We start from the raw sequence: 20,271 nt of genomic DNA, 5'->3' as shown, positions 1-20,271 counted from the left end.
GGGGGTTAGGGGGGATCTGGCCTTAGCAATAAACAGCAGTCTGTGAGTACGTTTGACCTTAAGTTGAGACTAATAAGCAATGCCTAAGTCCCCACTCAAAACTACTTAAACTTTTGTCCCGCACTCAGGACAAAATTTATTGCTCGAAACATTCTTCGCGCCGCAACTCGGACAATAAATCAACTCTGCAGATGGCAACGTGCTGCGTTCCGGCAAACCAACCATTTGAGCGTTACTTTTGCCCGGAACAACCATCGGATAGCAGTTTTCGTCCCGCGTCACCTTGACGTTCATCAGCACAGGGCCGTCGTGAGCGAGCATTTGGGCGATCGCACCCTCCAACTCATCCGGCCGCGAAACCTGCATCCCCTTCACGCCGTAAGCCTCAGCCAGCATCGCAAAATCCGGCATCCCCACAGTCATGTTCGACGACGAATAACGCTCGCCGTAGAAAGCCTGCTGCCACTGCCGCACCATGCCCTGCCAGCCGTTATTTACAATCACAATCTTGACATTAATGCCGTATTGTGCTAAGGTTCCCAACTCTTGAATATTCATTTGTATGCTAGCGTCGCCAGCAATACAAATGACTTGCTCGTTGGGTAGCGCCATTTTCGCGCCCATCGCCGCCGGCAGCCCAAAACCCATCGTTCCCAAACCAGCGCTGGAAATCCAGCGACGCGGCCCGTTGTTTAAGAATTGAGCCGACCACATTTGATGTTGACCGACATCCGTCGTGTAGTAAGCATCCGGCGCTTGAGTAGCCAATTCCCAAATCACCTCTTGCGGAGACAAAATGTCGGGGTAGTGAGGCACAACTAACGGATAGTCCTGTTTCCAGCGATCGATCCTGTGCAGCCATTCCGCAGTTTTTCCGGCAGTTCCCGAAACACCAGTTTCCCGACAGCGGCGCAGCAAATCCATCAAAACTTGCCGGACATCTCCGACAATCGGCACCTCGGGGCCGCGATTTTTACCTACTTCCGCCGGATCGATATCGATGTGGATCACCTTCGCCCTGGCGGCAAACTCGTCTAATTTGCCCGTCACCCGATCGTCAAACCGAGCTCCGACAGCAATCAGCAAATCGCACTCGGTAACGGCAAAATTAGCGTAAGCAGTGCCGTGCATCCCCAGCATTTTCACCGACAAAGGATGTTTTTCGTCAAAAGCGCCTTTGCCCATCAGCGTTGTCGTGACAGGTAATTGGAACATCTCGGCGAGTTCCTTAATTTCTTCGTGGGCCCCGGCTGCGATCGCCCCGCCGCCCACATAAAGCAAAGGACGCTTCGCTTCCTTCAGCAAATGGATTGCTTGATTAATTTGCCGGGGATTTCCCTTGACTGTCGGACGATAGCCAGGAATTCTCACAGATCCGGGTTCCACCGGCAGATACTCAAACTCTTCTAAACCGACATCCTTGGGCACATCAATCAACACCGGCCCCGGCCGCCCGGTACTCGCGATGTGGAAAGCTTCAGCCACAATTCGGGCCATGTCTCTCGGGTCGCGCACTACATAGGAATGCTTGACAATGGGCAGAGTAATGCCGTAAATATCAGTTTCCTGAAACGCATCAGTGCCGATCGCCGGACGGGGAACTTGACCCGTCACAATTACCATCGGGATAGAATCCATGTGGGCCGTCGCAATCCCCGTCACCAAGTTAGTTGCGCCTGGCCCGGAAGTCGCGAAACAAACCCCAACTTGTCCGGTAGCGCGGGCGTAACCGTCGGCGGCGTGGGCAGCACCTTGTTCGTGCCGCACTAGAATGTGTTTGATCGCGCCTGTTTCTTCAGCCCGGTATAGTTCGTCGTAAAGCGGCAAAATTGCACCGCCGGGATAACCGAAAATATGCTTGACACCGTGGCGGATCAAGCTATCGATTAAAGCAAATCCACCCGTTGCACGCCTGACGGCTACTTTAGTTTTTAATTGCACTGATTTTTTTACCTCCAACTAATTATGAATTTTAATGAAAGCTTTGATACTACTTTAATCTCTACGATCGAACTCTGGTAGTTCACCGGCGGATATTTTACAAAAAGTTTCGCGCTGGGGCGGTGTGCGATCGAGACATTGTGGAACAGCAGAGGAAGAAAAGAAATAGAAGAAATCGCCGTTTCTATGCCGGTTTACCGCGATATGACGCTATAGGGCATTGGGCATTGGGCATTGGGCATTGGGCATTGGGCATTGGGCATTGGGCATTGGGCATTGGCCAAACAGGGCATTGGGCATTGGGCATACCTCACCACGCTTGATAACCGCTATATGTTAGAGATCGATCGCGAAAAGAAAGCCATCTTCCTTCTTCCTTCTCCCCTCTTCCTTCTTCCCTCTTCCCTCTTCCGACGGACTTACATCCGTTACATCCGTTACATCCCGTACATTGCTCGTTGCCGAACTTCCCTCTTCCTTCTTCCTTCTTCCTTCTTCCATCTTCCATCTTCCTTCTTCTTGCCAAAGTTCACAGAGCATCCTTTAAGACTTTGCGAGTGTGGTGCCAAGCTGCCATGCCCATCACCGAGACCAAAAAGCCCAAACTCAGCAGCACGATCCGCAAACCCAAGTCATCCGATCCCACTACTTTGCTCACAGCATCCGTCAGCGGGCCGGTCACTGCTAAAGGCAAGCTGAGGGCAATGTTAATCGCATTGTTCTCCAAGCCAAAGACTTTTCCCCGCATAGATTCTGGAGTTTTCTCTTGAATCAAAGCTTGCATCGGGCCGTTAATTAAAGAAGCGCCAAAACCGAACAGAGCACTCAAACTAAATCCCAGCCACAACTGTCTGGTAAAGGCAAACATTGCCAACACAAAACCCATCATCAAGAAACCAAGTAACGGCAAAGGTTTTTGCTGCATTCGATCGCCCCAGTGACCCAAAAAAGCCGCGCCGAAGACCATTCCGACACCAGCCGCCGCCAGCAAAAAGCCGAATTGAGTTTCTTTAAGACCAATTTTGCCCGAAAGTGCGATCGCCAGAACTTGCAGCGCCGCAAACACCGAATACAAAATCGTCAACTGCACCATCGCGTTGCTAACCAGGTGGTTGTGCTTCAAATAGCGCAAACCTTCCTTAAGGTCTTGCCAAGGATGGACATTTTTGGCACCGCTACCGCCATGATTTTCTTTGATGTGCATGGCATAGATCAAACCTGCGGATATCAGGTACAACCCACCCAACAAAAACTCTTGATAAGCTGGCCCGAAGCTGTGTTTGACCCAACTAAACAGCGGTTCGCCGATCGTCATCCCGACAATAATTCCGCCCATTGTGGACGAGGCGAACAGAGCATTTGCCGACATCAGTCCCTCTCGCCCGACGGCCAGGGGGATTGCCGCGGCCTCTGCTGGAGCAAAAAATTGCGTTACAGTAGAGACCAAAAACGTAATCGCCAACAACACGACAAAAGTTTTGGGCAAAAACGGCAAAGCTACAATCAACACGGCTCGGATCGCGTTACAGCCTATCAGCATTTGCTTTTTGGAAAAGCGGTCTACCACAATACCGGCCGCGGAACCAAAGAAGATCGCCGGCAGCGTGTAGGCGATCATCACCGCTGACAGCATTGAATTTTCCGAATACTGCCAAGAAACAGGCCAGGGTCGGTAATCGCCGGTTTTCAGCAGAATAATCAGCAATACGTAAAAGATTTTATCCGCCACTTGGGCCAACAACTGGCCCGTCCACAAGGCGAGGAAGGGGCGATTTCTCAGTAGGGCATCAAGCCCGCTGCGGTCAGGGGGAGGGCTGGCTGGGTGCATAGGAATAGTTTAACTGACCGCTTGTAGCAATGATAATTTTCAGCAATACCTGCAAACCTGACACAACAAACTCGAAACGGATGAAAACTCCTGTCTCCTGCGTTCTTTTTCTGTTTTAGCAGATCGGCGGGGGAAGGCTGCGTTCTTTTTTTCTCTAGCGCGATCGACCACAGCCATTACCCGCGCCGGAAAATTCAGACAATGTGATTAAATATTGGCCTGCATTTCATCGCGAGTACAACATACGGTAGTATATTTTACAAAATACTTAATCTTATCAGTGATATTAAAAGATGTCACGCCAGTTAAGTAATATAACGAAGGTACTAAGTGTTAGGAGTGAAAAAATTGAAAAAAGTTGAAGCTATTATTCGCCCTTTTAAACTAGACGAAGTGAAAATCGCACTCGTCAATGCCGGCATTGTGGGGATGACTGTTTCTGAAGTTAGAGGTTTTGGCCGTCAAAAGGGCATGACTGAACGCTATCGCGGTTCTGAGTACACCGTTGAGTTCTTGCAAAAGCTCAAGGTCGAGATTGTTGTGGAAAACGATCAGGTTGATATGGTGGTTGATAAAATTATCGCTGCTTCCCGCACCGGCGAGATTGGCGACGGCAAGATTTTCATCTCTCCGGTAGAACAAATTATCCGAATTCGGACTGGAGAAAAGAACCTGGAGGCAATCTAGGATACTGGGGAATGGGGCATTGGGCATTGGGCATTGGGCATTATAGCATTGGGCATTGGATAATTGGTACTAATCACAAATAACCAATAACTAATGACTAATAACTAATGACTAATGACTAATGACTCCATTTGTGGTATTAGGGCCTCGAATGCTTTGCCGCGGTGAGAGTGCGATCGCTTGATATCCGTTGTCATTTCTGCAAAAGTCTGCTGCTGTGCCCGCACGTAGAAAATCGGGTCATATCCGAAACCTCCGGTACCGCGAGGACTGTGCAGGATTTCACCTGGGCAAATTCCTTCTACTTGCAGGGCAATTGTACCGTCGGGACGGGCGATCGCGATCGCGCAAACAAATTGTGCTTCCCGGTTTGCTTCGTTTCCCAATTCTTTCAGCAGCCGAGATATTCTGTCAGCATCGCTTGAACCGTAGCGCGCGGAATAAATCCCAGGTTTACCGTCGAGTGCATCTACCATTAAACCAGAATCATCGGCGATCGACCATTCGCCTGTAGCTTTGGCTATTTCAGAAGCTTTTAAACAAGCATTAGCAATAAATGTTTCCCCAGTTTCCTCAATTTCCAATTCTTCCGGTTTTAGGCGCAATTCCCACCCCAAATCCTGAAGATAAAGCTGCATTTCTTTGAGTTTACCCGGATTGCCCGTAGCTACAACTAGCAATTTATTATTAGTCATTATTTCTGTTAAAATTTACGGATGGATTTTTTACGAACCGCGAAGATGCGAAGGAAGAGAGATTTCCCAATTTTGTGGATTTTTTTACCGCAGAGGCCGCAGAGAACGCAGAGAAGGAGAGGTTTAATATCAATCCATTTGCGTTCATCTGCGGTTGTTTTCATCCGATTAATTCTGCGCCCAAGCTTTCGCCCAATTTAAGTTTTGCATCACTTCTTTCAATGTGGCTGCTTCTGAATACAACCGCAATACTGGTTCTGTGCCGCTAAACCGAATTAACAGCCAGCTTCCGTCAGCTAAGCGGAATTTGTATCCGTCTACTTTGTTGCATTCTACTACTGTTTTGCCGGCGATTTCTGTTAATGGTTGGTTTTGCAGCAAATCCAGCAAGCGCGCTCTTTCTTCCATGTTTGCTAGGTGCAGGTCAATTCTGTCGTAGGCTGAGGTAAACTCTGTTTCTGTTTGCAGTCGGCTATAAATTTCGCTTAAGTCTTCCCCGGATTTGACGACTGCTTCTAATAAGTACAGGGCTGACAGCAAAGCGTCTCTTTCGGGTATGTGGGTTCCGTAGCCGATTCCTCCTGATTCTTCGCCACCTACTAGGACTTTGGTGGTTAACATTCGATCGGCTATATACTTGTAACCGATCGGCGTTTCAAATAATGGTAAGCCGTAAAGTTCGGCAATTTTGGGAATGATGTCGGAACCGCTGACGGTTTTGATGACTTCTCCGGTTAACCCGCGCCGTGAAGCTAGGTGTTCGATTAATATGGGAACTAGGATTTGCGAACTGAGAAAGTTGCCGCTAGAGTCAACGGCTGCAATTCGATCGCTATCTCCATCAAATACAAATCCAACCGACAAACCGGAATTTTGGCGCTGATGGGTACGCATCACGCGGAACAATTTCGACAGGTAGCGCGGTAATGGTTCTGGTGCGCCGCCGCCAAACAGCGGATCGCGATCGCTGTTGATTTCTTGCACTGTTTCTTCTAATATTTGAGATAATCCTCCTGCAGCAGCGCCGTGCATTACATCTACAAATACTGTAATTTTCCCGGATGCGATCGCATCTTTAATCGCCTCAATATCCACCATTTCCCGCAAGGTTTTGCAGTAAGCCGGCCAAGGATTGAAATTCTCCAATTTTCCGGGAGTTGCTGAAAGTGCGGCCGGAGTTTCGAGTTTTGCTTCTATCTGTTGCGTCACTTCGGGCGAAACTGAACCTCCAAATCCGCCCTTGACTTTTAACCCTAAATATGTGCCGGGATTGTGGCTGGCTGTCAGGACGATCGCACCTAAAGCATTTAATTGTTTGGCTGCTAAACTGAAAGCCGGAGTGGGAGCGTAGGATTCGCTCAGCAGCACGTCAAATCCGGCGTTTTGGACTGCCTCAGCCGCGTTTTGGGCAAAATCTTCCGCCAAAAAACGGCGGTCGTAACCGACAATTACGGTACCGCTGCTGGCATGATTGCCACTGGTTTGTGCGAGAACTTGTGCTGCTAGGGGAGCTACTAATGCTACGCGATCGAAGGTAAAATCGTCGGCTATAATGCCGCGCCAGCCATCGGTTCCGAATTTAATAGGATTCATTTAGTCAAAAGCCATAGGTCACTCGTCTATTTTATGGGCAGAACGGGCGATCGTCAGTCGATTTTAGATTTTAGATTTTAGATTTTAGATTTTAGATTTACTTGCAGCGCCGTGAATCTGGGAGCTTGCACTTTGGTCTAAAAGTTGGGAATCGACCCTGACGCTCGTATTGGGGGCTTATACCTATTTTTGGGCTGGGTAACTAGAATTGGCCTGCCAACTATCCCAAAACAGTCAACAGTCAAGCACCCAAAGCCCACAGACTAATGACTGATGACTAAAAGAATGCCGGTTGGTGGCGGATTAAATTCAAGAATTCTTCGCGAGTTTTTTGTTCATCTTGAAACACGCCCAACATGGCACTCGTAACCGTCCAAGCACCGGGTTTTTGTACGCCCCGCATTGTCATGCACATATGGCTGGCTTCCATAACTACGGCGACTCCCCTCGGTTCCAATATTGTCTGAACTGCTTCGGCAATTTGGCGCGTCAAACGTTCTTGCACCTGCAACCGACGGCTGTACATCTCGACAATTCTGGCTAATTTGCTCAGTCCCACTACTTTTTGATTGGGAATGTAAGCGACGTGAACTCGACCCATAAATGGCAGCATATGGTGTTCGCACATACTAAAGGCGCTGATGTCTCGCACCAGTACCATTTCGTTATGACCTTCGTCAAAGATAGCGCCGTTGAGAAGTTCTTCGAGGGATTGGCTGTAACCGCTGGTGAGAAACTGCATTGCTTCTGCTACCCGCTTCGGGGTTTTGAGCAATCCTTCCCGTTCGGGGTCTTCTCCTATTCCCAGCAGCATCGTCCGAACGGCTTCCATCATTTCATCCATACCTACTTCTGAAGGTACGGGTACGTTAGACTCTTGACCGTTGGAAGAATTGCGATCGGGTCTAGTGGTGATGCGCGGGGTCTTGTAGTCTGTGGTTTCTGAAGGTTTCATGCTGTCTGTCGAGATTGAGTTCGAGGTATTTGAACCGTTGTTCGATGCAATTGTCATAATAATTTCGTGTGAGGAACGAGCTATTTTTGATTTTCGATTGTCGATTGCGATCGAGCTATCGATTTTCAATTGTGATAAAGCTATCGATTTTCGATTTTTGATTTTCGATTGCGATCGAGCTATCGATTTTCGATTGGGGGATAGAGCTATCGATTTAAAGATTGTTGAATTCGATCGCAATTCAGCAGTCTAAAATCTCAAGTTCACAAAACTCCTGCGTTGGACATGATCGTGATTTCTTCAATTACTGCACTTGCCGGCAACTGAACTGCGTGCAGAATTGATTGCGCGACGATTTCAGGGGTTAGCATGGCAGTGCGATCGAAGTCCGCTTGCACGGTGTTTGTGTCCCACATGGGAGTGTTGACAGAACCGGGACATACGACTGTGACGCGAATTCCCCGATCCCGTTCTTCGGCGGCTAAAGTCTTGGACAAAGCCATGAGACCGAATTTGCTGACGGAGTAGGGCCCCCAGTTGGGGAAAGTTTGGCTGCCGGCGATCGAGGAAACGTTGATGATGATTCCCGATCCGCGATCGCGCATGGACGGCACAACTCCGAGAATGCACTGCCAAACGCTAGTCAGATTGAGGTCGAGAACGCTCTGCCAGTCGGCTAGGGAGGTTTCCGTCAAGGAGCCGGTGTAGCCCATGCCAGCGCTGTTGACCAGGATATCTACGGGCCCGAATTGAGATGCGATCGCGCTGATGCCGCTTTGCACTTGTTCAATTTTTGCCAAGTCTAAGGGATAAGCTTCTGCTTTCACTCCGACTTCTCTGGCCGCTGCGGCAACGGCTTCTAATTTTTCTGACTCTCGGCTAACTAAGGCCAGATTGATGCCCTCGGCGGCGAACGCCAGGGCCGTCGCTTTGCCAATACCGCTGCTGGCTCCGGTAATCAGAGCCTGCTTTGTTGTTCGATCGTTCATTAAATTTCCTGATACTTTCCCTCGGCAACTCTCTTTCGAGGGTTACAGCCTTCTTTGGCAAATCAGACAAATGTCGGCTGCGGGTGATAACAGTTAATTATGAGATCGACATTAAGAACTGTTAAGCCGGTGTCACCTGAGAAATTATAACACTGCTGACTGATTTGCAGATCGTAGTGAGTTTTGATGTCGTGTCCGGTGGATTGACTCAGAGCACGCGCGATCCATTTGTGTTATGGTGATAATCGACCGGAGATGATATTACTCACTGGAAGTTAAGAAATTTTAAACTCGTGACTAATAAACGAATCTTCTCAAAGCCTGTAAAGAGCAGGCTCAAAGATCCTGCTCCACAAGAATTATTGTTTGTGTCTTATAAATCTGAATCGATCGGCTCAAGCAGCAATTTCATTGAATACACCGATATCACGAAACTTTTGATACCTGAGATCCCGCCGCTGCTTGCCAGTAAGCTGTGCCAGTTCTGCTAAGTTTTCCAACAAAGCTTGTTTGAGCGCCGACGCAGCTTTTAGGGGATTCGAGTGAGCGCCACCAATCGGTTCGGGTACTATCTGATCGAGAACGCCGAGGTTTTTTAAGTCCCAGGAAGTGATTTTTAGGGCTTCTGCTGCTAAGTTGGCTTTGCCAGAGTCTTTCCAGAGGATGGCGGCGCAAGCTTCCGGGGTGGCGACGGTATAAACAGAATGTTCCATCATCAACAGCCGCTCGCCAACACCGATACCTAATGCACCGCCGGAACCTCCTTCGCCGATGACGGTACATATAATCGGAACGTCGAGGCGAAACATTTCTCGGAGGTTGCAGGCGATCGCCTCTCCCTGTCCTAGCTGTTCAGCTTCTAAGCCCGCCCAAGCTCCGGGAGTGTCGATAAAGGTGAAAATTGGCATGGAGAAGCGATCGGCGTGTTCCATCAACCGCAAGGCTTTGCGGTAGCCCCCCGGCGCTGCCATCCCGAAGTTGCGGGCGATATTGTCCTTGGTGTCGCGCCCTTTTTGATGGCCGATGATGACTGTAGGACACCCGTCTATGCGGGCAATTCCGCCGACTAGGGCCGGGTCGTCTCCGCCGCGTCGATCGCCGTGCAGCTCGATCCACTCGTCGCTAATTGCCTGAATGTAATCGAGGGTACTGGGGCGGCGGGGGTGACGGGCCAGTTGTAGCCGCTGCATGGGGGACAAGCTGCTGAAAATTTCTTGCCGCAGTTGGGTGGAACGAGCTTCGAGTTTGCGAATTTCGTCGGTGACATCGACACTGTTTTCTTCGGCGAGTTGCCGAATCTGGTGAATTCGGGCTTCGAGTTCGGCCAGCGGCTTTTCAAAATCTAGGAGTAGTGGTTTGCGGTCTGGGTTTGGCACGCTGATAATTTTTATAGGGTTTTAAGGTTTAGTTGATCGACTGTTTCCCGATCCTACCCTGTCAGGCGTTGCTGAAAAAGAGTGTTCTTGGGAAGTTTTGAATTTTTAATTATGCTTGGCTCGTTGACAAGAGTTAAAAGCCAGAGGCTCCAGCCTCGTTTTTTGCTACACTGTTTTTGTTAGATCCCTGAGTTTACCGGCGCCACTACCCACGCCCCTATGCCCGCCACAGCAACAAAAAACTAAATTATGGTCAACTACCCATCACCAAGCGGAGTACCTCTATGGTGTGGGCTTGTATCTGGACTCCACCGCAATTCCGAGAATCTAGAAAGAATCTCAGCTTTAGTTTCACGGCCCGACACATCAGGGGATGCTGACAAACTCCCCGTACTCATCCAGTCTTGCCGGACAAGCAACGCTCTCATTGCAATATTTCGCGCACCAATCAAATCAGCATGAAGCTCATGACTACAACATTCGCATCGAAACAATAGTCCTTTGTTTGGTCTATTAGCATCCGAAGTGTGCCCGCATTTAGGACAACTTTTCGACGTGTAATGAGCCGGAACTTTCGTTGCTAACGAACCATTTAGATCGGCTTTGTAGTCGATATACCCGTGCAATTCGGCATAAGACCATTTAGCTTTGTTTCGATTAGCTTTACGTCTCTTCTTGCTTGCCTTGTTGCCAGATCTAGTTTTAGTCCTGTCCCGGATTCCGGTGAGGTTTTCTAGTCCAATCAGGGTGTTAGGTGTTGCAATATCCTTGCTTACTTGGTGGTTTACATCAGCGATAAACCGTCTCTCTCTCCCAGACAAAGCGATTAATCTTCGCTTCGCTGAACGAGTGCCTTTACGCTGAAAAGTCATCCGTGCTTTATGGTAGCGGTTAGCTTGATGTCTAGCATTCTTCCCTGAGTAGAATTTAGACTTATTTTGTAAGTCTGTTTCTACCGCTAAGTAGCGCATACCCACGTCAACACCAGAAATTCTAGTTATTTTCAGTGGGTTAATTTCAGGTGTTTCTACTTCAATACTTACCATCAGGTAATATATTTTGGAGGAACGCTGATAGACAATTTTAGCTGCTCCAATCCTTGCGCCATTGGCAATTAAGTCTAAATGCTTGTTGTAGCCATCATACAAAACTACTATTCGACCTTGGAGAGTGATGATACTTACTCGCCTTTCGGTTTTAAAAGAGTAGTCGCGCTGATAATTTAGGGTGCAAGTTCGAGAGATGTATTTAGGGGCTTTGTCTAACCCTTTATATCGTCTCTTGGTGTAGCATGAAGCGATAGCATCGTTAGATTGTTTTACCTTAGTCCACAGGGTTTTGTAAGTTCCAGAAACTTGTCTGGGTACGTTGCAAGCCATTTGGGCTCCAAGTCCAAATCTCACCCGCAATTCGTTGTAGACGGCTTTTTGTAGCTTAGCACCATTGCTGGTTTTGCCTGCGTCAAAAGCAACTTGTGAAGTGTAATTCAAGGCATCTCGGTAGGCTAAAGTAGTCTGAGATACTAAAGCTTTTTGCTCGGCAGTCAGGTTTAGTTTTAGCTTGGCGGTGATTACTTGGGACATTACATTCACAAACTCTGGTGTTATCGTATCTCGTGAAAACTAATATTGCAAGAGGAATCAAAGATTTGTTCGGCAGTCAGGCCTCACGCGCATTCCTCCCGGCACTCAACGGAGTACAGTTAGAGGGCCCGACTCCTGCTGTCTAGTTGAACTGTCCGAAGCTTTGGACATTCCTGATGAACTTAGCAAAAACATGATCGCAGTCATGACTCTCAAAAACTGCGGGGAGAACTTCCGAGGTGACATATAGCAGTTCTGACTCTCGATGAGAGATCGATCGGTCAACACCTCATCTTTCGCTCTAACTGCTATATATCCGTTGTTAATGAACTGTTAGCTGTATCAAAAAAAGTTACTGCTTATTCTCAGAAAAACTTTCCTCAATAACCAATAACCGCAACAAATCACATCAGAATGACATCAAAGGTCGGAAACCGTGTTTAACGGACATCTCGCCAATTTGCTCCATCTTTTCCACTGTAATTTGATTCCGTCCCCAAGAAAAATTGGTATACAATTTTTCAAATTCCAGCAGCATGGATTCGGCAAAACAGGCAAACAACTGTCGGCCCGGCACATCCATATTGACAATCTTCATGATTTTCCACTCAATATCGAGGGAATGCTCCACAATCCCGCCATTGAGCACAAAAACTTCGGGATGCTGAACCTGAGTTGCCAAATTTTTCGGATAGCCACCGTCAATCAACAAACAGGGTTGCTTCAAAGTTGTCGGGTCAATTTCTACTCCCTTTGGCATACTGGCGACCCACACTACAATATCCGCTTGTGGCAGGGCTTCTTCCAACTTCATGATTTTGCCTCGCCCCAATTCCGATTGCAAATCTTGCAAGCGTTCTTTGTCGCGGGCAATTAGCAACAATTCTGCTACATTTGTTTTAACATTGAGCCAGCGACAGACAGCACTGCCAATATCACCTGTAGCCCCACAAACCGCTACAGTAGCTTTTGAAAGTTCAATCCCCAATTTTGGGGCAGCTTGTTCTACTTGCCGGCACAGGATGTAAGCCGTGTGGGTGTTACCAGTGGTGAAGCGCTCGAATTCCAACTTGAGATTGCGAATTTGCTTAATTTGCTGCAAGTTGAAAGTCTCAAAAATTATCGAAGAAAATCCGCCTAATGCAGTGATATTAATCCCATTTTTTTGAGCGTGTGCCATCGCATTAAGAATTTTGCGAGTGGCTGCTTTAATCCGGCGCGTGGCTAGCATTTCCGGCAGAAAACAGGACTCCACATAGCGGCCTTCTATTTTTTGCCCGGTAATGCTAGTGACAGTGATATTGTCAACTATTTGGGGCGGTGCGCTGCACCAAAAATCGAGACCTTGATCGGCATATTCTGGATAGCCCAGCTCGTTAGCTACTGATTGGGCGTGTTCTAAGCTGGTTAAGTGACCGATTAGACCAAACATTAAGTTGTCAAATGAAGGAAGATTGAAGAAGAAGGAAGTTCGGCAGCCGATTGTGTAGCGGATTTAACGGATGTAACGGATAGAATTCCCGATCACCCATCATTGATTACCGATTACCCATCAGTTCTGCCGTCATTAGGAAGAAGGAAGAAGGAAGAAGAAAGAAGAAAAATATCAATTTTTCCCTTAAAAATGAGGGATATCATTTTTAAGTTTTAATTTTTTCCCATTCCTTATTTCCCAATTAATTAGGCTGCGAGGCCTTGTGCTGACATCCGCATGATGTCGCGGTTGTTAAAACCAATGTTGCCTAGGGCTTCGCCGTAGGCAATCATAAAGTCTTCGATTAAAGCGTCTTTTTCCATTCCCAAGACGCGGGCATCGTCTGCGACAGCGTTTAGCAGCTTCCAGATGATGGGCAGGTTTTGACGGTTGGCGGCTTCGAGTTCGGCTTTGGATTCCTCGAAGTGAGCTTGCAGCCAGACTTCCCCAAAGTTGAGGTGGCTGTATTCTTCTTTGACGACGCCTTCGGTGATTTTGCGTGCAAAGTCATCGGCGACGGGGATGTAGATGTTGTAGGCTGCGATCGCAAAACACTCGATAATTAGGGATTGAATTAGCAAGCAAGTTACAATCTGACCCTCAGCCGCGGCTGTTTGGAAATTTCTGTGCAAATCAGAAAAGAATTGCTTGGCAAATGCCATATCGGGCGTGACCTTGAGATTGCGACCGCAAGCTTGGAAGCCTTTCATGTGGCGGTTTTCCATCTTGGACAAGCCAATTAATTCGCTTTTTTTGTCAGCCAACAGTTCGGCCAGTGTCAGGTAATTGTCGTGAGCTTCTTGTTCGCCTTCAATCACAATGGCGTTGATACGGCTGTAAGCGTCTTTGTAAGTTTCGGTTTGAAAGTCTATTGTTGGGCTGGCCTCAAGCTGTGGCATGGATACGTTTTCTCCTTATATAACCTTGTAGGATGTTTGGAAACCCCTTAAAATTTTGGGGTCGCGTGCACTACACTTTACCTATTTTCGACTAAAAATTTACGATTGTGTGGGAATCTGGGAGGCGATCTGGTTTGAGAGCCTCACAAGCTTATTATTTTAGGTTAATTCACAAGTTTATGGGTAAATCGTTGGGCTGGTCTCAAGCGCTGAAAGTGCTGAGCTTTATTTTTTTGTTGGCGGGGGCTGCGCTGGTGCTGCTGCCGCTGGCTGCTGTTTTTTTGGTTTCGCTGTCACCATCTGGTGTCGGTGTCAAGGCCACAGGCTTGACTTTGGCGAACTATCAGGAGGCTTGGCGCAGGGGGAATTTTTTGTTGGCATTTGTTAATTCTACTCTAGTGGCGATCGCAGTTACCGCTTTTCAGGTAGTGACTTCTGCTTTGGCCGGTTATGCTTTGGCCAGGTTGAAGTTTCGGGGGCGGCAGGCTCTAGTTTTGGTGGTTTTGGCAACACTGGTGATTCCGTTTCAGCTTTTGGTAATTCCCATTTTCATGGTTTTGAAGTGGGGCCACCTGCTGAATACTTACGGGGCGCTGATTTTGCCGACGGCGGCTAACGGTTTCGGGATTTTTCTGCTGCGCCAGTATTTTATGACAATTCCGGTGGAATTGGAAGAAGCGGCAATGCTGGATGGGGCTAACCGCTGGCAGGTGTTGTGGCGGGTGATGTTACCTTTGGCCCGCCCTGCTTTGGTGACGCTGTTTTTGTTTACGTTTATCGGGGAGTGGAACGATTTGTTTAAGCCGTTGGTGTTTACGACGCGGCCGGAATTGCGGACTGTGCAGTTGGTTTTGGCGGAGTTTCAGGAACAGTTTACTAGCAGTTGGCAGTTGTTGATGGCGGCGGTAGTAATTGGGACTGTGCCGGTGGTGTTGCTATTTTTGACCGGTCAGCGGCAGTTTATTCGCGGGATTGCGGCGACGGGAATTAAGAATTGATTTTGGGTTTGGAGCAAAATTAAGTTAGTAGTGAGAACATAAGTCCTCTGTTGGGATTCAAACTCAACAATGATTGAAGTGCTTGCTACCAAAAAATATGTCATTGCGGACAAAGTGAATCTATGCAAAAGCTGGGCTGGTTTTTATTTATTGCATCTTTCGTTCCCTGGGTGGCAATCTTGTTTATTGTGCCGTTTATGCCACTGAGCCTCGCCGAAAAAACTACAATTAATATCATTCTAGCTGTTGGGGCAGAAGTTTGCTTTTGGCTGAGCGTGGTAATTTTGGGGAAAGAAGTAGTTACTAAATATCGGCGTTATTTGAGTCCGCGCTATCTTTGGAAAAAAATCAGAAATTTCAAGCGGAAATAAGCATGAATTAACGCAGATTTGGTGGGAGTATCTCAGTTTTTCATTGATAGTGCGAGCATCCCCGCTCGCGAGTGGTACTACAATAAAAAAACTGCTTTTTGCAAAACTGAGATGCTCCCGATTTGGTTCGCAGTCAGGACTTTATTCCGCATCAATAAGGAAAAACTAAATTCCTGACTACAAACCTATTTCAACGTTTAGCTATTCGCTGAAAATTTGTAAGCGAATAGAGCGTTCTCCGTCTCCGAAATCCACCTCAATCTTTTCTCCCGAAAGACTGTCCAAGCATCCCAACAGTAAGCGTAAATTGGGTGTGCTTGCTCCTGTGTCTACATACAATCTATCTGCTAAACTCCCTAAACGCTTCCAAATTGTATAGAGTTTGACTACTGTTTGTTCTAGCTGTGCTGCTTGTTTTACTACGTCGGCGGTGGTTCCCAAACATCCAACTCGCAAAGATTCTTCTAAAGCCATTTCCATGTCTAAATGAGACTGGTTGAGAGCTTGTACTTGGGCGGCTGCGTCGAGATATTTTGATAAATTCTTGGCATCGGAAGTTAGCTGTTTTACTGTATCTACGTCGGGATTTTCTGTTATTTCTTTTTGAATTTCGCTTTGGTGAGATGGAGATAGTTTCTCCATTTCTTTGACTAAGGGTGCGAGATAGCGGGAAGGAAGGGAACCGCTAGATGCTTTTTCTTTGACTTCTTCTGGCAATAATTCTGAGTTCATGGCCATCCATTCGTCGGACAGTTGTTTGACTTCGCGACGGGTAATGCGATCGCCGCTTGCGGCTGCATCTGTTACCATTTGCTGCACTTCGGGAGATGCTTTGGCGGTTTCTATAAAGGCTCTTTTGCTAAAGTTTCTAATCGAATTTGGGTCTAAATCTCCTTGCTGGATTAGAGTATCGGCGCTATTAGCTAATTCTATCAAAGAATAGGCTTGACTTTTGCCAATTTCTCGTTCTTTGAGCCAGTTCAAAAAGCCAGTGCCACGTCCTTCGCCGCCTTTTTTTTCTCTGTCTCTAACTGTTCGGAGAATTTGTCCGCGCCAGATGTCGGTTTGCAAGTCGAAGCGATCGCACACTTTCCATGCTGTGTCAACCTGATTCTCAAAGTCGAAGTCGGGTATTTGTTCGTCTTCGGGATCTGGCAATTGAAAGTTGATATCGGTAAAGCCGTTGAGGGCTTCGGCAAGTTCTGAGGGTGTTTGGGGGACTTCAGCCATTAGGAAAAATTTGTGTAGTGCAACAGCCGGTTTGATTTTGCAACTTGCATAGCTTGACAGTTGAGACGCTATATGTAGCGGTAAATTTGTCAGTGTTTACCCTTGTGATAGAGTTTGGGTGCAAGTCATTTTATTATTGCACGGTGGAGGGCGATCGGCGAAAAGATACCTGCAATGACTAATTACCTAACTGTCATTGCGATCGTCCGCGCGAACCAATCTCAATCCGTTACGCTCGCGATGACATTCTATAATTAGGGCTTGCTGAAAAACTCTGAAATCTCCCAAAAGATAAGAGTAACCCAGGGTTTTATCGACCAAGGAATTACTCACTTTCAGAATCAGGATGAGTAAAAACCCATCCCTCTAAAACTACAATGGCGATACCCGATCGCGTTCCACCTCATCGTGGACAGTCGTTTTTCCATCCACATTTATGTCATCGTCGGGGGGATTTTCCGGGCGAGAGGGCTTCCTAAAGCGATCGCGAGCCGAGACAACCACCACATACAGAACCGGCACTATAAACAAACTCAAGAAAGTAGAAACAACCATCCCCCCCGCGATCGCATTCCCTAGCGATCGGCGGCTAGCAGCCCCCGCACCCTCTGGGTTGATCAGAGGAGCAATACCCAAGATAAAAGACAGAGAAGTCATCAAAATCGGTCGCAAACGCTCTTGAGCCGCTTCAACCGCTGCCTTAGTAACTGAATACCCCCGCTCCCGCAACTGATTAGCAAACTCCACGATTAAAATCGCATTTTTACTGGCCAATCCAATCAACATCACCAAACCAATCTGGCAATAAACATCATTCGCCAAACCCCGCAACGACTGAGCCAAAAGCGCACCTAAAATCGCCAGAGGCACCGACAGCAAAATAATGAAAGGATCGACATAATTCTCATACTGAGCCGCCAAAACCAAGAACACAAAAATCAGCCCCAAACCAAAAATAATTGGAGCTTGACCCCCCGACTCAATTTCTTCTAAAGAAGTGCCAGACCATTCGTAGGCAAAACCTGCTGGTAAAACTTGAGCCGCGACCTTTTCCATCGATTTAATCGCCTGTCCCGAACTCGCTCCCGGAGCCGGAGAACCCGTAATTTCAATTGACCTATATAAATTGTAGTGATTAACAGTTTGTGCTCCCACCACCGGAGTTAGCTTCACCAAATTGCTCAAAGAAATCATTTCATTCTTTCCAGAGCGGACGTACAATTTACCGATATCTTCAGGGTTACTGCGAAACTGTTTATCCGCCTGAACGTACACCCGATAATTGCGCTGCTCCAGATTGAAATCGTTCACGTACTGCGAACCCAGAGCCGTTTGTAGCGTACTGAAAATATCATTGAGAGAAATATCCAAAGCCTTAGCTCGATTGCGGTCAACCTCCACAATTAACTGAGGCGTATTCGCAGCAAACGTACTAAATACCGCCTGCAATCCCGGTGTCTGATTTGCCTGCTTCAAAATTCCACCCATCGTCTGAACCATCGCATCTAAACCGCTGTTACCTTTGCGGTCTTGCAATTGAAATTGGAAGCCTCCAAATTGACCTAAACCTTGAATTGCCGGCGGATTCACCGGGAAAATTCTAGCTTCGGGAATCGCCATAAGCTTACCCTGCAAGCTGCCAATAATTGCTTGTACAGTTTGACTTTCTCCGTGACGTTCGCTCCAGGGTTTAAGCGTAGTAAAAATAATACCTTGGTTAGATGTGCTACCGCTAAAACCGAAGCCGCCCACGGAAAAAGTCCCGACAACTTCAGGAAGTTTAAGAATTTCTTGCTCAACTTTATCCATCACTTGCCGAGTATATTGCAGCGAAACACCTTGTGGCCCTTGAATAATTGTCAGAAAATATCCCTGGTCTTCCTCTGGAATAAATGCTGTCGGTACTGATAGATAAAGCCAAGCGGTTAATCCCAGAGAAGCGATGAATACGAGGGTGACAGCAGTTTTAAATCTTGTGAGAAATATTAAGGATTCCCGATATTGCCGCTGCATCCAATCGAGCATTCTATTAAAACGCTCGAACACCCAACCCAGCGGCCCACCATACTTCTGCCCCCGCCGCAGCAATATAGCTGCCAGCGAGGGCGTGAGGGTAATAGCCATAAAGGTAGAAAGCAGTACAGAAAAAGCAATTGTCAGCGCAAATTGTTTGTAAAGTGCTCCGGTAGTTCCGGGGAAAAATGCCACTGGTATAAACACTGCCATCAACACTAAGGAAGTCGCAATCACAGCGCTAAAAAGCTCCCGCATTGACTCGAAAGCTGCTTGGCGGGCACTCATACCTTGGCGAATCAAACGGTCGATATTTTCTACTACAATAATAGCGTCGTCAACCACCAACCCCGTCGCTAGTGTTAGACCAAACAGAGATAAGCTGTTAATCGTAAATCCAAAAATTTTGATAAAAGCAAAAGTTCCAATCAAAGAAATTGGAATTGTGATCGTGGGAATAATAGTAGTCCGCCAGTCTTGCAAGAAAACAAAAATTACTATCACCACTAGCAGAATTGCTTCAAATAGCGTTTTTATGACTTCTGCCATCGACTCTTGGACAAATAAAGTCGTGTCCAGCGCTACTCTATGTATCAAGCCGGGAGGGAAACCAACAGCTAGTCTTTCCATTTCTGCTTTGACTGCATTGGCAACATTCAAAGCATTACTTCCCGGCAGTTGGTAAATCCCTAAACCTACGGCATCATTGCCTCTAAATCTCAGAAAAGAGTTGTAATTTTCGGCTCCTAATTCGGCTCTACCAACGTCTTTTAATTTAACAACCGTGCCATTGGCCTCTGTTTTTAAGACAATGTTTTCAAATTCTGCGGGTTCTTGGAGGCGGCTTTTTGCCCGTAAATCAATTTGATACATTTGCCCCTCTGGAGCTGGTTCTTGGCCAACTCTCCCGGCGCCAACTTGTATGTTTTGTTCGTTAAGTGCCCTGGTGACATCTTGCATTGTCAAACTGCGGGCGGCTAATCTATTGGGGTCTATCCACAGGCGCATTGCATAGCGGCGTTCTCCAAAAATTCGCACGTCGCCAACGCCTTTTACTCGCTTTAGCGCGTCTGCTAAATACAAGTCGGCGTAATTGCTTAAAAATATGGTGTCGTATTCTTTATCTTCTGTAAATAAGCCGATCGCCAGCAAGAGACTGCTAGATTGTTTTGTAACTCTCACTCCCGTGCGCTGTACGACATCTGGTAGTTGCGGTTGGGCGACAGCAACTCGATTTTGAACATCGACTGCGGCAATATCTTTGTTGCGCGAGGCGTCAAAGGTGGCTGTGATGCTACTGGTGCCGTCGTTACTGCTGCTAGAAGTTAGATATTTTAGTCCTTCAACGCCGTTTATCTGCCTCTCTAGGATGTTTGTAACTGCATTTTCGACAATTTCGGCACTAGCCCCGCTATAGTTGGCTGTGACGGTGATTTGGGTGGGGCTGATGTCGGGGAAGCGTTCGATCGGCAGCGTGGGAATGCTAATTGCGCCTACTAGAACGATCACTAAGGCGCAGACACTGGCAAAGACGGGTCGTTTAATAAAGAAATCTGCAAACATTATTTTTGTAATGGGTAATCGGTAATTGGTAATTGCAATTGGGATTTAGATATTTAAGGATGAAGGTGATTAATTT

17 protein-coding genes are annotated in these 20,271 nt (G+C 47.3%); 4 read left to right on the top strand and 13 right to left on the bottom strand.

The features are described from left to right. Positions 1 to 105: 105 nt before the first annotated feature. Positions 106 to 1,941, bottom strand: a complete 1,836-nt coding sequence (gene ilvB, locus QUB13_RS18900) for a biosynthetic-type acetolactate synthase large subunit (RefSeq protein WP_333383393.1) — start codon at positions 1,939 to 1,941, stop codon at positions 106 to 108. A gap of 122 nt (positions 1,942 to 2,063) precedes the next feature. Here ilvB and QUB13_RS18895 point away from each other — a divergent pair, with 122 nt between their 5' ends. Then, a complete protein-coding gene (locus QUB13_RS18895; protein WP_333383390.1) occupies positions 2,064 to 2,264 on the top strand; it encodes a hypothetical protein in 201 nt (66 codons plus the stop codon). A 13-nt stretch (positions 2,265 to 2,277) separates the two neighbouring features. Here the strand turns inward: QUB13_RS18895 and QUB13_RS18890 are convergent, their stop codons facing one another. Together QUB13_RS18890 and QUB13_RS18885 are read right to left on the bottom strand one after the other, a co-directional pair. Beyond that, positions 2,278 to 2,481 (bottom strand): hypothetical protein, encoded by a 204-nt coding sequence (locus tag QUB13_RS18890; protein ID WP_333383387.1) that lies wholly within the window; start codon positions 2,479 to 2,481, stop codon positions 2,278 to 2,280. Further along, entirely contained in the window at positions 2,471 to 3,769 is a 1,299-nt protein-coding gene (locus tag QUB13_RS18885; RefSeq protein WP_333383384.1) for an MFS transporter, read from the bottom strand. Before QUB13_RS18885 ends, QUB13_RS18890 begins: the two co-directional genes overlap by 11 nt. 348 nt (positions 3,770 to 4,117) lie before the next feature. Between QUB13_RS18885 and QUB13_RS18880 the strand changes: the two genes are divergently transcribed. Beyond that, the gene (locus QUB13_RS18880; RefSeq protein WP_006633346.1) at positions 4,118 to 4,456 is read left to right on the top strand and encodes a P-II family nitrogen regulator; all 339 of its coding nucleotides are present in this window, start codon (positions 4,118 to 4,120) and stop codon (positions 4,454 to 4,456) included. A 104-nt stretch (positions 4,457 to 4,560) separates the two neighbouring features. Here the strand turns inward: QUB13_RS18880 and rdgB are convergent, their stop codons facing one another. The 8 genes from rdgB to QUB13_RS18840 all read right to left on the bottom strand — a co-directional run bounded on the left by rdgB (position 4,561) and on the right by QUB13_RS18840 (position 14,020). Then, positions 4,561 to 5,151, bottom strand: coding sequence for an RdgB/HAM1 family non-canonical purine NTP pyrophosphatase (gene rdgB / locus QUB13_RS18875; protein ID WP_333383381.1), 591 nt, complete (start codon positions 5,149 to 5,151; stop codon positions 4,561 to 4,563). 168 nt (positions 5,152 to 5,319) lie between these two features. After that, entirely contained in the window at positions 5,320 to 6,744 is a 1,425-nt protein-coding gene (locus QUB13_RS18870; protein ID WP_333383378.1) for a phosphoglucomutase/phosphomannomutase family protein, read from the bottom strand. Between the two features lie 277 nt (positions 6,745 to 7,021). Next, a complete protein-coding gene (folE, locus tag QUB13_RS18865; protein WP_333383375.1) occupies positions 7,022 to 7,756 on the bottom strand; it encodes a GTP cyclohydrolase I FolE in 735 nt (244 codons plus the stop codon). A gap of 206 nt (positions 7,757 to 7,962) precedes the next feature. Next, entirely contained in the window at positions 7,963 to 8,688 is a 726-nt protein-coding gene (locus QUB13_RS18860; protein WP_333383371.1) for an SDR family oxidoreductase, read from the bottom strand. A gap of 395 nt (positions 8,689 to 9,083) precedes the next feature. Beyond that, positions 9,084 to 10,064: an acetyl-CoA carboxylase carboxyl transferase subunit alpha gene (gene accA / locus QUB13_RS18855; RefSeq protein WP_333383368.1), complete on the bottom strand. Its 981-nt coding sequence runs from the start codon at positions 10,062 to 10,064 to the stop codon at positions 9,084 to 9,086. Positions 10,065 to 10,321: 257 nt separating this feature from the next. Further along, on the bottom strand, positions 10,322 to 11,647 hold the full coding sequence (locus tag QUB13_RS18850; protein WP_333383365.1) for an RNA-guided endonuclease InsQ/TnpB family protein: 1,326 nt from the start codon (positions 11,645 to 11,647) through the stop codon (positions 10,322 to 10,324). A 409-nt stretch (positions 11,648 to 12,056) separates the two neighbouring features. Beyond that, positions 12,057 to 13,079, bottom strand: a complete 1,023-nt coding sequence (locus QUB13_RS18845; protein ID WP_194008684.1) for a long-chain acyl-[acyl-carrier-protein] reductase — start codon at positions 13,077 to 13,079, stop codon at positions 12,057 to 12,059. A 248-nt stretch (positions 13,080 to 13,327) separates the two neighbouring features. Further along, complete coding sequence (locus QUB13_RS18840; RefSeq protein WP_194008682.1) at positions 13,328 to 14,020, bottom strand: aldehyde oxygenase (deformylating); 693 nt, start codon at positions 14,018 to 14,020, stop codon at positions 13,328 to 13,330. A 179-nt stretch (positions 14,021 to 14,199) separates the two neighbouring features. Between QUB13_RS18840 and QUB13_RS18835 the strand changes: the two genes are divergently transcribed. Both QUB13_RS18835 and QUB13_RS18830 read left to right on the top strand, forming a co-directional pair. After that, complete coding sequence (locus QUB13_RS18835) at positions 14,200 to 15,018, top strand: carbohydrate ABC transporter permease (protein ID WP_194008681.1); 819 nt, start codon at positions 14,200 to 14,202, stop codon at positions 15,016 to 15,018. A gap of 122 nt (positions 15,019 to 15,140) precedes the next feature. Further along, complete coding sequence (locus tag QUB13_RS18830) at positions 15,141 to 15,389, top strand: transporter suffix domain-containing protein (protein WP_194067302.1); 249 nt, start codon at positions 15,141 to 15,143, stop codon at positions 15,387 to 15,389. Between the two features lie 201 nt (positions 15,390 to 15,590). Here QUB13_RS18830 and QUB13_RS18825 read toward each other — a convergent pair whose 3' ends face one another. Both QUB13_RS18825 and QUB13_RS18820 read right to left on the bottom strand, forming a co-directional pair. Beyond that, on the bottom strand, positions 15,591 to 16,619 hold the full coding sequence (locus tag QUB13_RS18825) for a hypothetical protein (protein WP_194008679.1): 1,029 nt from the start codon (positions 16,617 to 16,619) through the stop codon (positions 15,591 to 15,593). Between the two features lie 372 nt (positions 16,620 to 16,991). Continuing rightward, on the bottom strand, positions 16,992 to 20,195 hold the full coding sequence (locus tag QUB13_RS18820) for an efflux RND transporter permease subunit (protein WP_333383361.1): 3,204 nt from the start codon (positions 20,193 to 20,195) through the stop codon (positions 16,992 to 16,994). Between the last annotated feature and the right edge of the window lie 76 nt (positions 20,196 to 20,271).

It is taken from the genome of Microcoleus sp. B4-D4 (genome assembly GCF_036705185.1).
Classification (GTDB): domain Bacteria; phylum Cyanobacteriota; class Cyanobacteriia; order Cyanobacteriales; family Microcoleaceae; genus Microcoleus.
This window is presented reverse-complemented; position numbering and strand designations above follow the sequence as displayed.

Excerpts from the sequence above, each read along its gene's own strand:
- QUB13_RS18825 (WP_194008679.1), bottom strand. The coding sequence starts at position 16,619 with ATGGCTGAAGTCCCCCAAACACCCTCAGAACTTGCCGAAGCCCTCAAC.
- QUB13_RS18860 (WP_333383371.1), bottom strand. The coding sequence starts at position 8,688 with ATGAACGATCGAACAACAAAGCAGGCTCTGATTACCGGAGCCAGCAGC.
- QUB13_RS18890 (WP_333383387.1), bottom strand. The coding sequence starts at position 2,481 with ATGCTCTGTGAACTTTGGCAAGAAGAAGGAAGATGGAAGATGGAAGAA.
- QUB13_RS18840 (WP_194008682.1), bottom strand. The coding sequence starts at position 14,020 with ATGCCACAGCTTGAGGCCAGCCCAACAATAGACTTTCAAACCGAAACT.
- folE (WP_333383375.1), bottom strand. The coding sequence starts at position 7,756 with ATGACAATTGCATCGAACAACGGTTCAAATACCTCGAACTCAATCTCG.
- QUB13_RS18820 (WP_333383361.1), bottom strand. The coding sequence starts at position 20,195 with ATGTTTGCAGATTTCTTTATTAAACGACCCGTCTTTGCCAGTGTCTGC.
- QUB13_RS18870 (WP_333383378.1), bottom strand. The coding sequence starts at position 6,744 with ATGAATCCTATTAAATTCGGAACCGATGGCTGGCGCGGCATTATAGCC.
- QUB13_RS18850 (WP_333383365.1), bottom strand. The coding sequence starts at position 11,647 with ATGTCCCAAGTAATCACCGCCAAGCTAAAACTAAACCTGACTGCCGAG.
- QUB13_RS18835 (WP_194008681.1), top strand. The coding sequence starts at position 14,200 with ATGGGTAAATCGTTGGGCTGGTCTCAAGCGCTGAAAGTGCTGAGCTTT.
- QUB13_RS18830 (WP_194067302.1), top strand. The coding sequence starts at position 15,141 with ATGCAAAAGCTGGGCTGGTTTTTATTTATTGCATCTTTCGTTCCCTGG.
- QUB13_RS18845 (WP_194008684.1), bottom strand. The coding sequence starts at position 13,079 with ATGTTTGGTCTAATCGGTCACTTAACCAGCTTAGAACACGCCCAATCA.
- rdgB (WP_333383381.1), bottom strand. The coding sequence starts at position 5,151 with ATGACTAATAATAAATTGCTAGTTGTAGCTACGGGCAATCCGGGTAAA.
- QUB13_RS18885 (WP_333383384.1), bottom strand. The coding sequence starts at position 3,769 with ATGCACCCAGCCAGCCCTCCCCCTGACCGCAGCGGGCTTGATGCCCTA.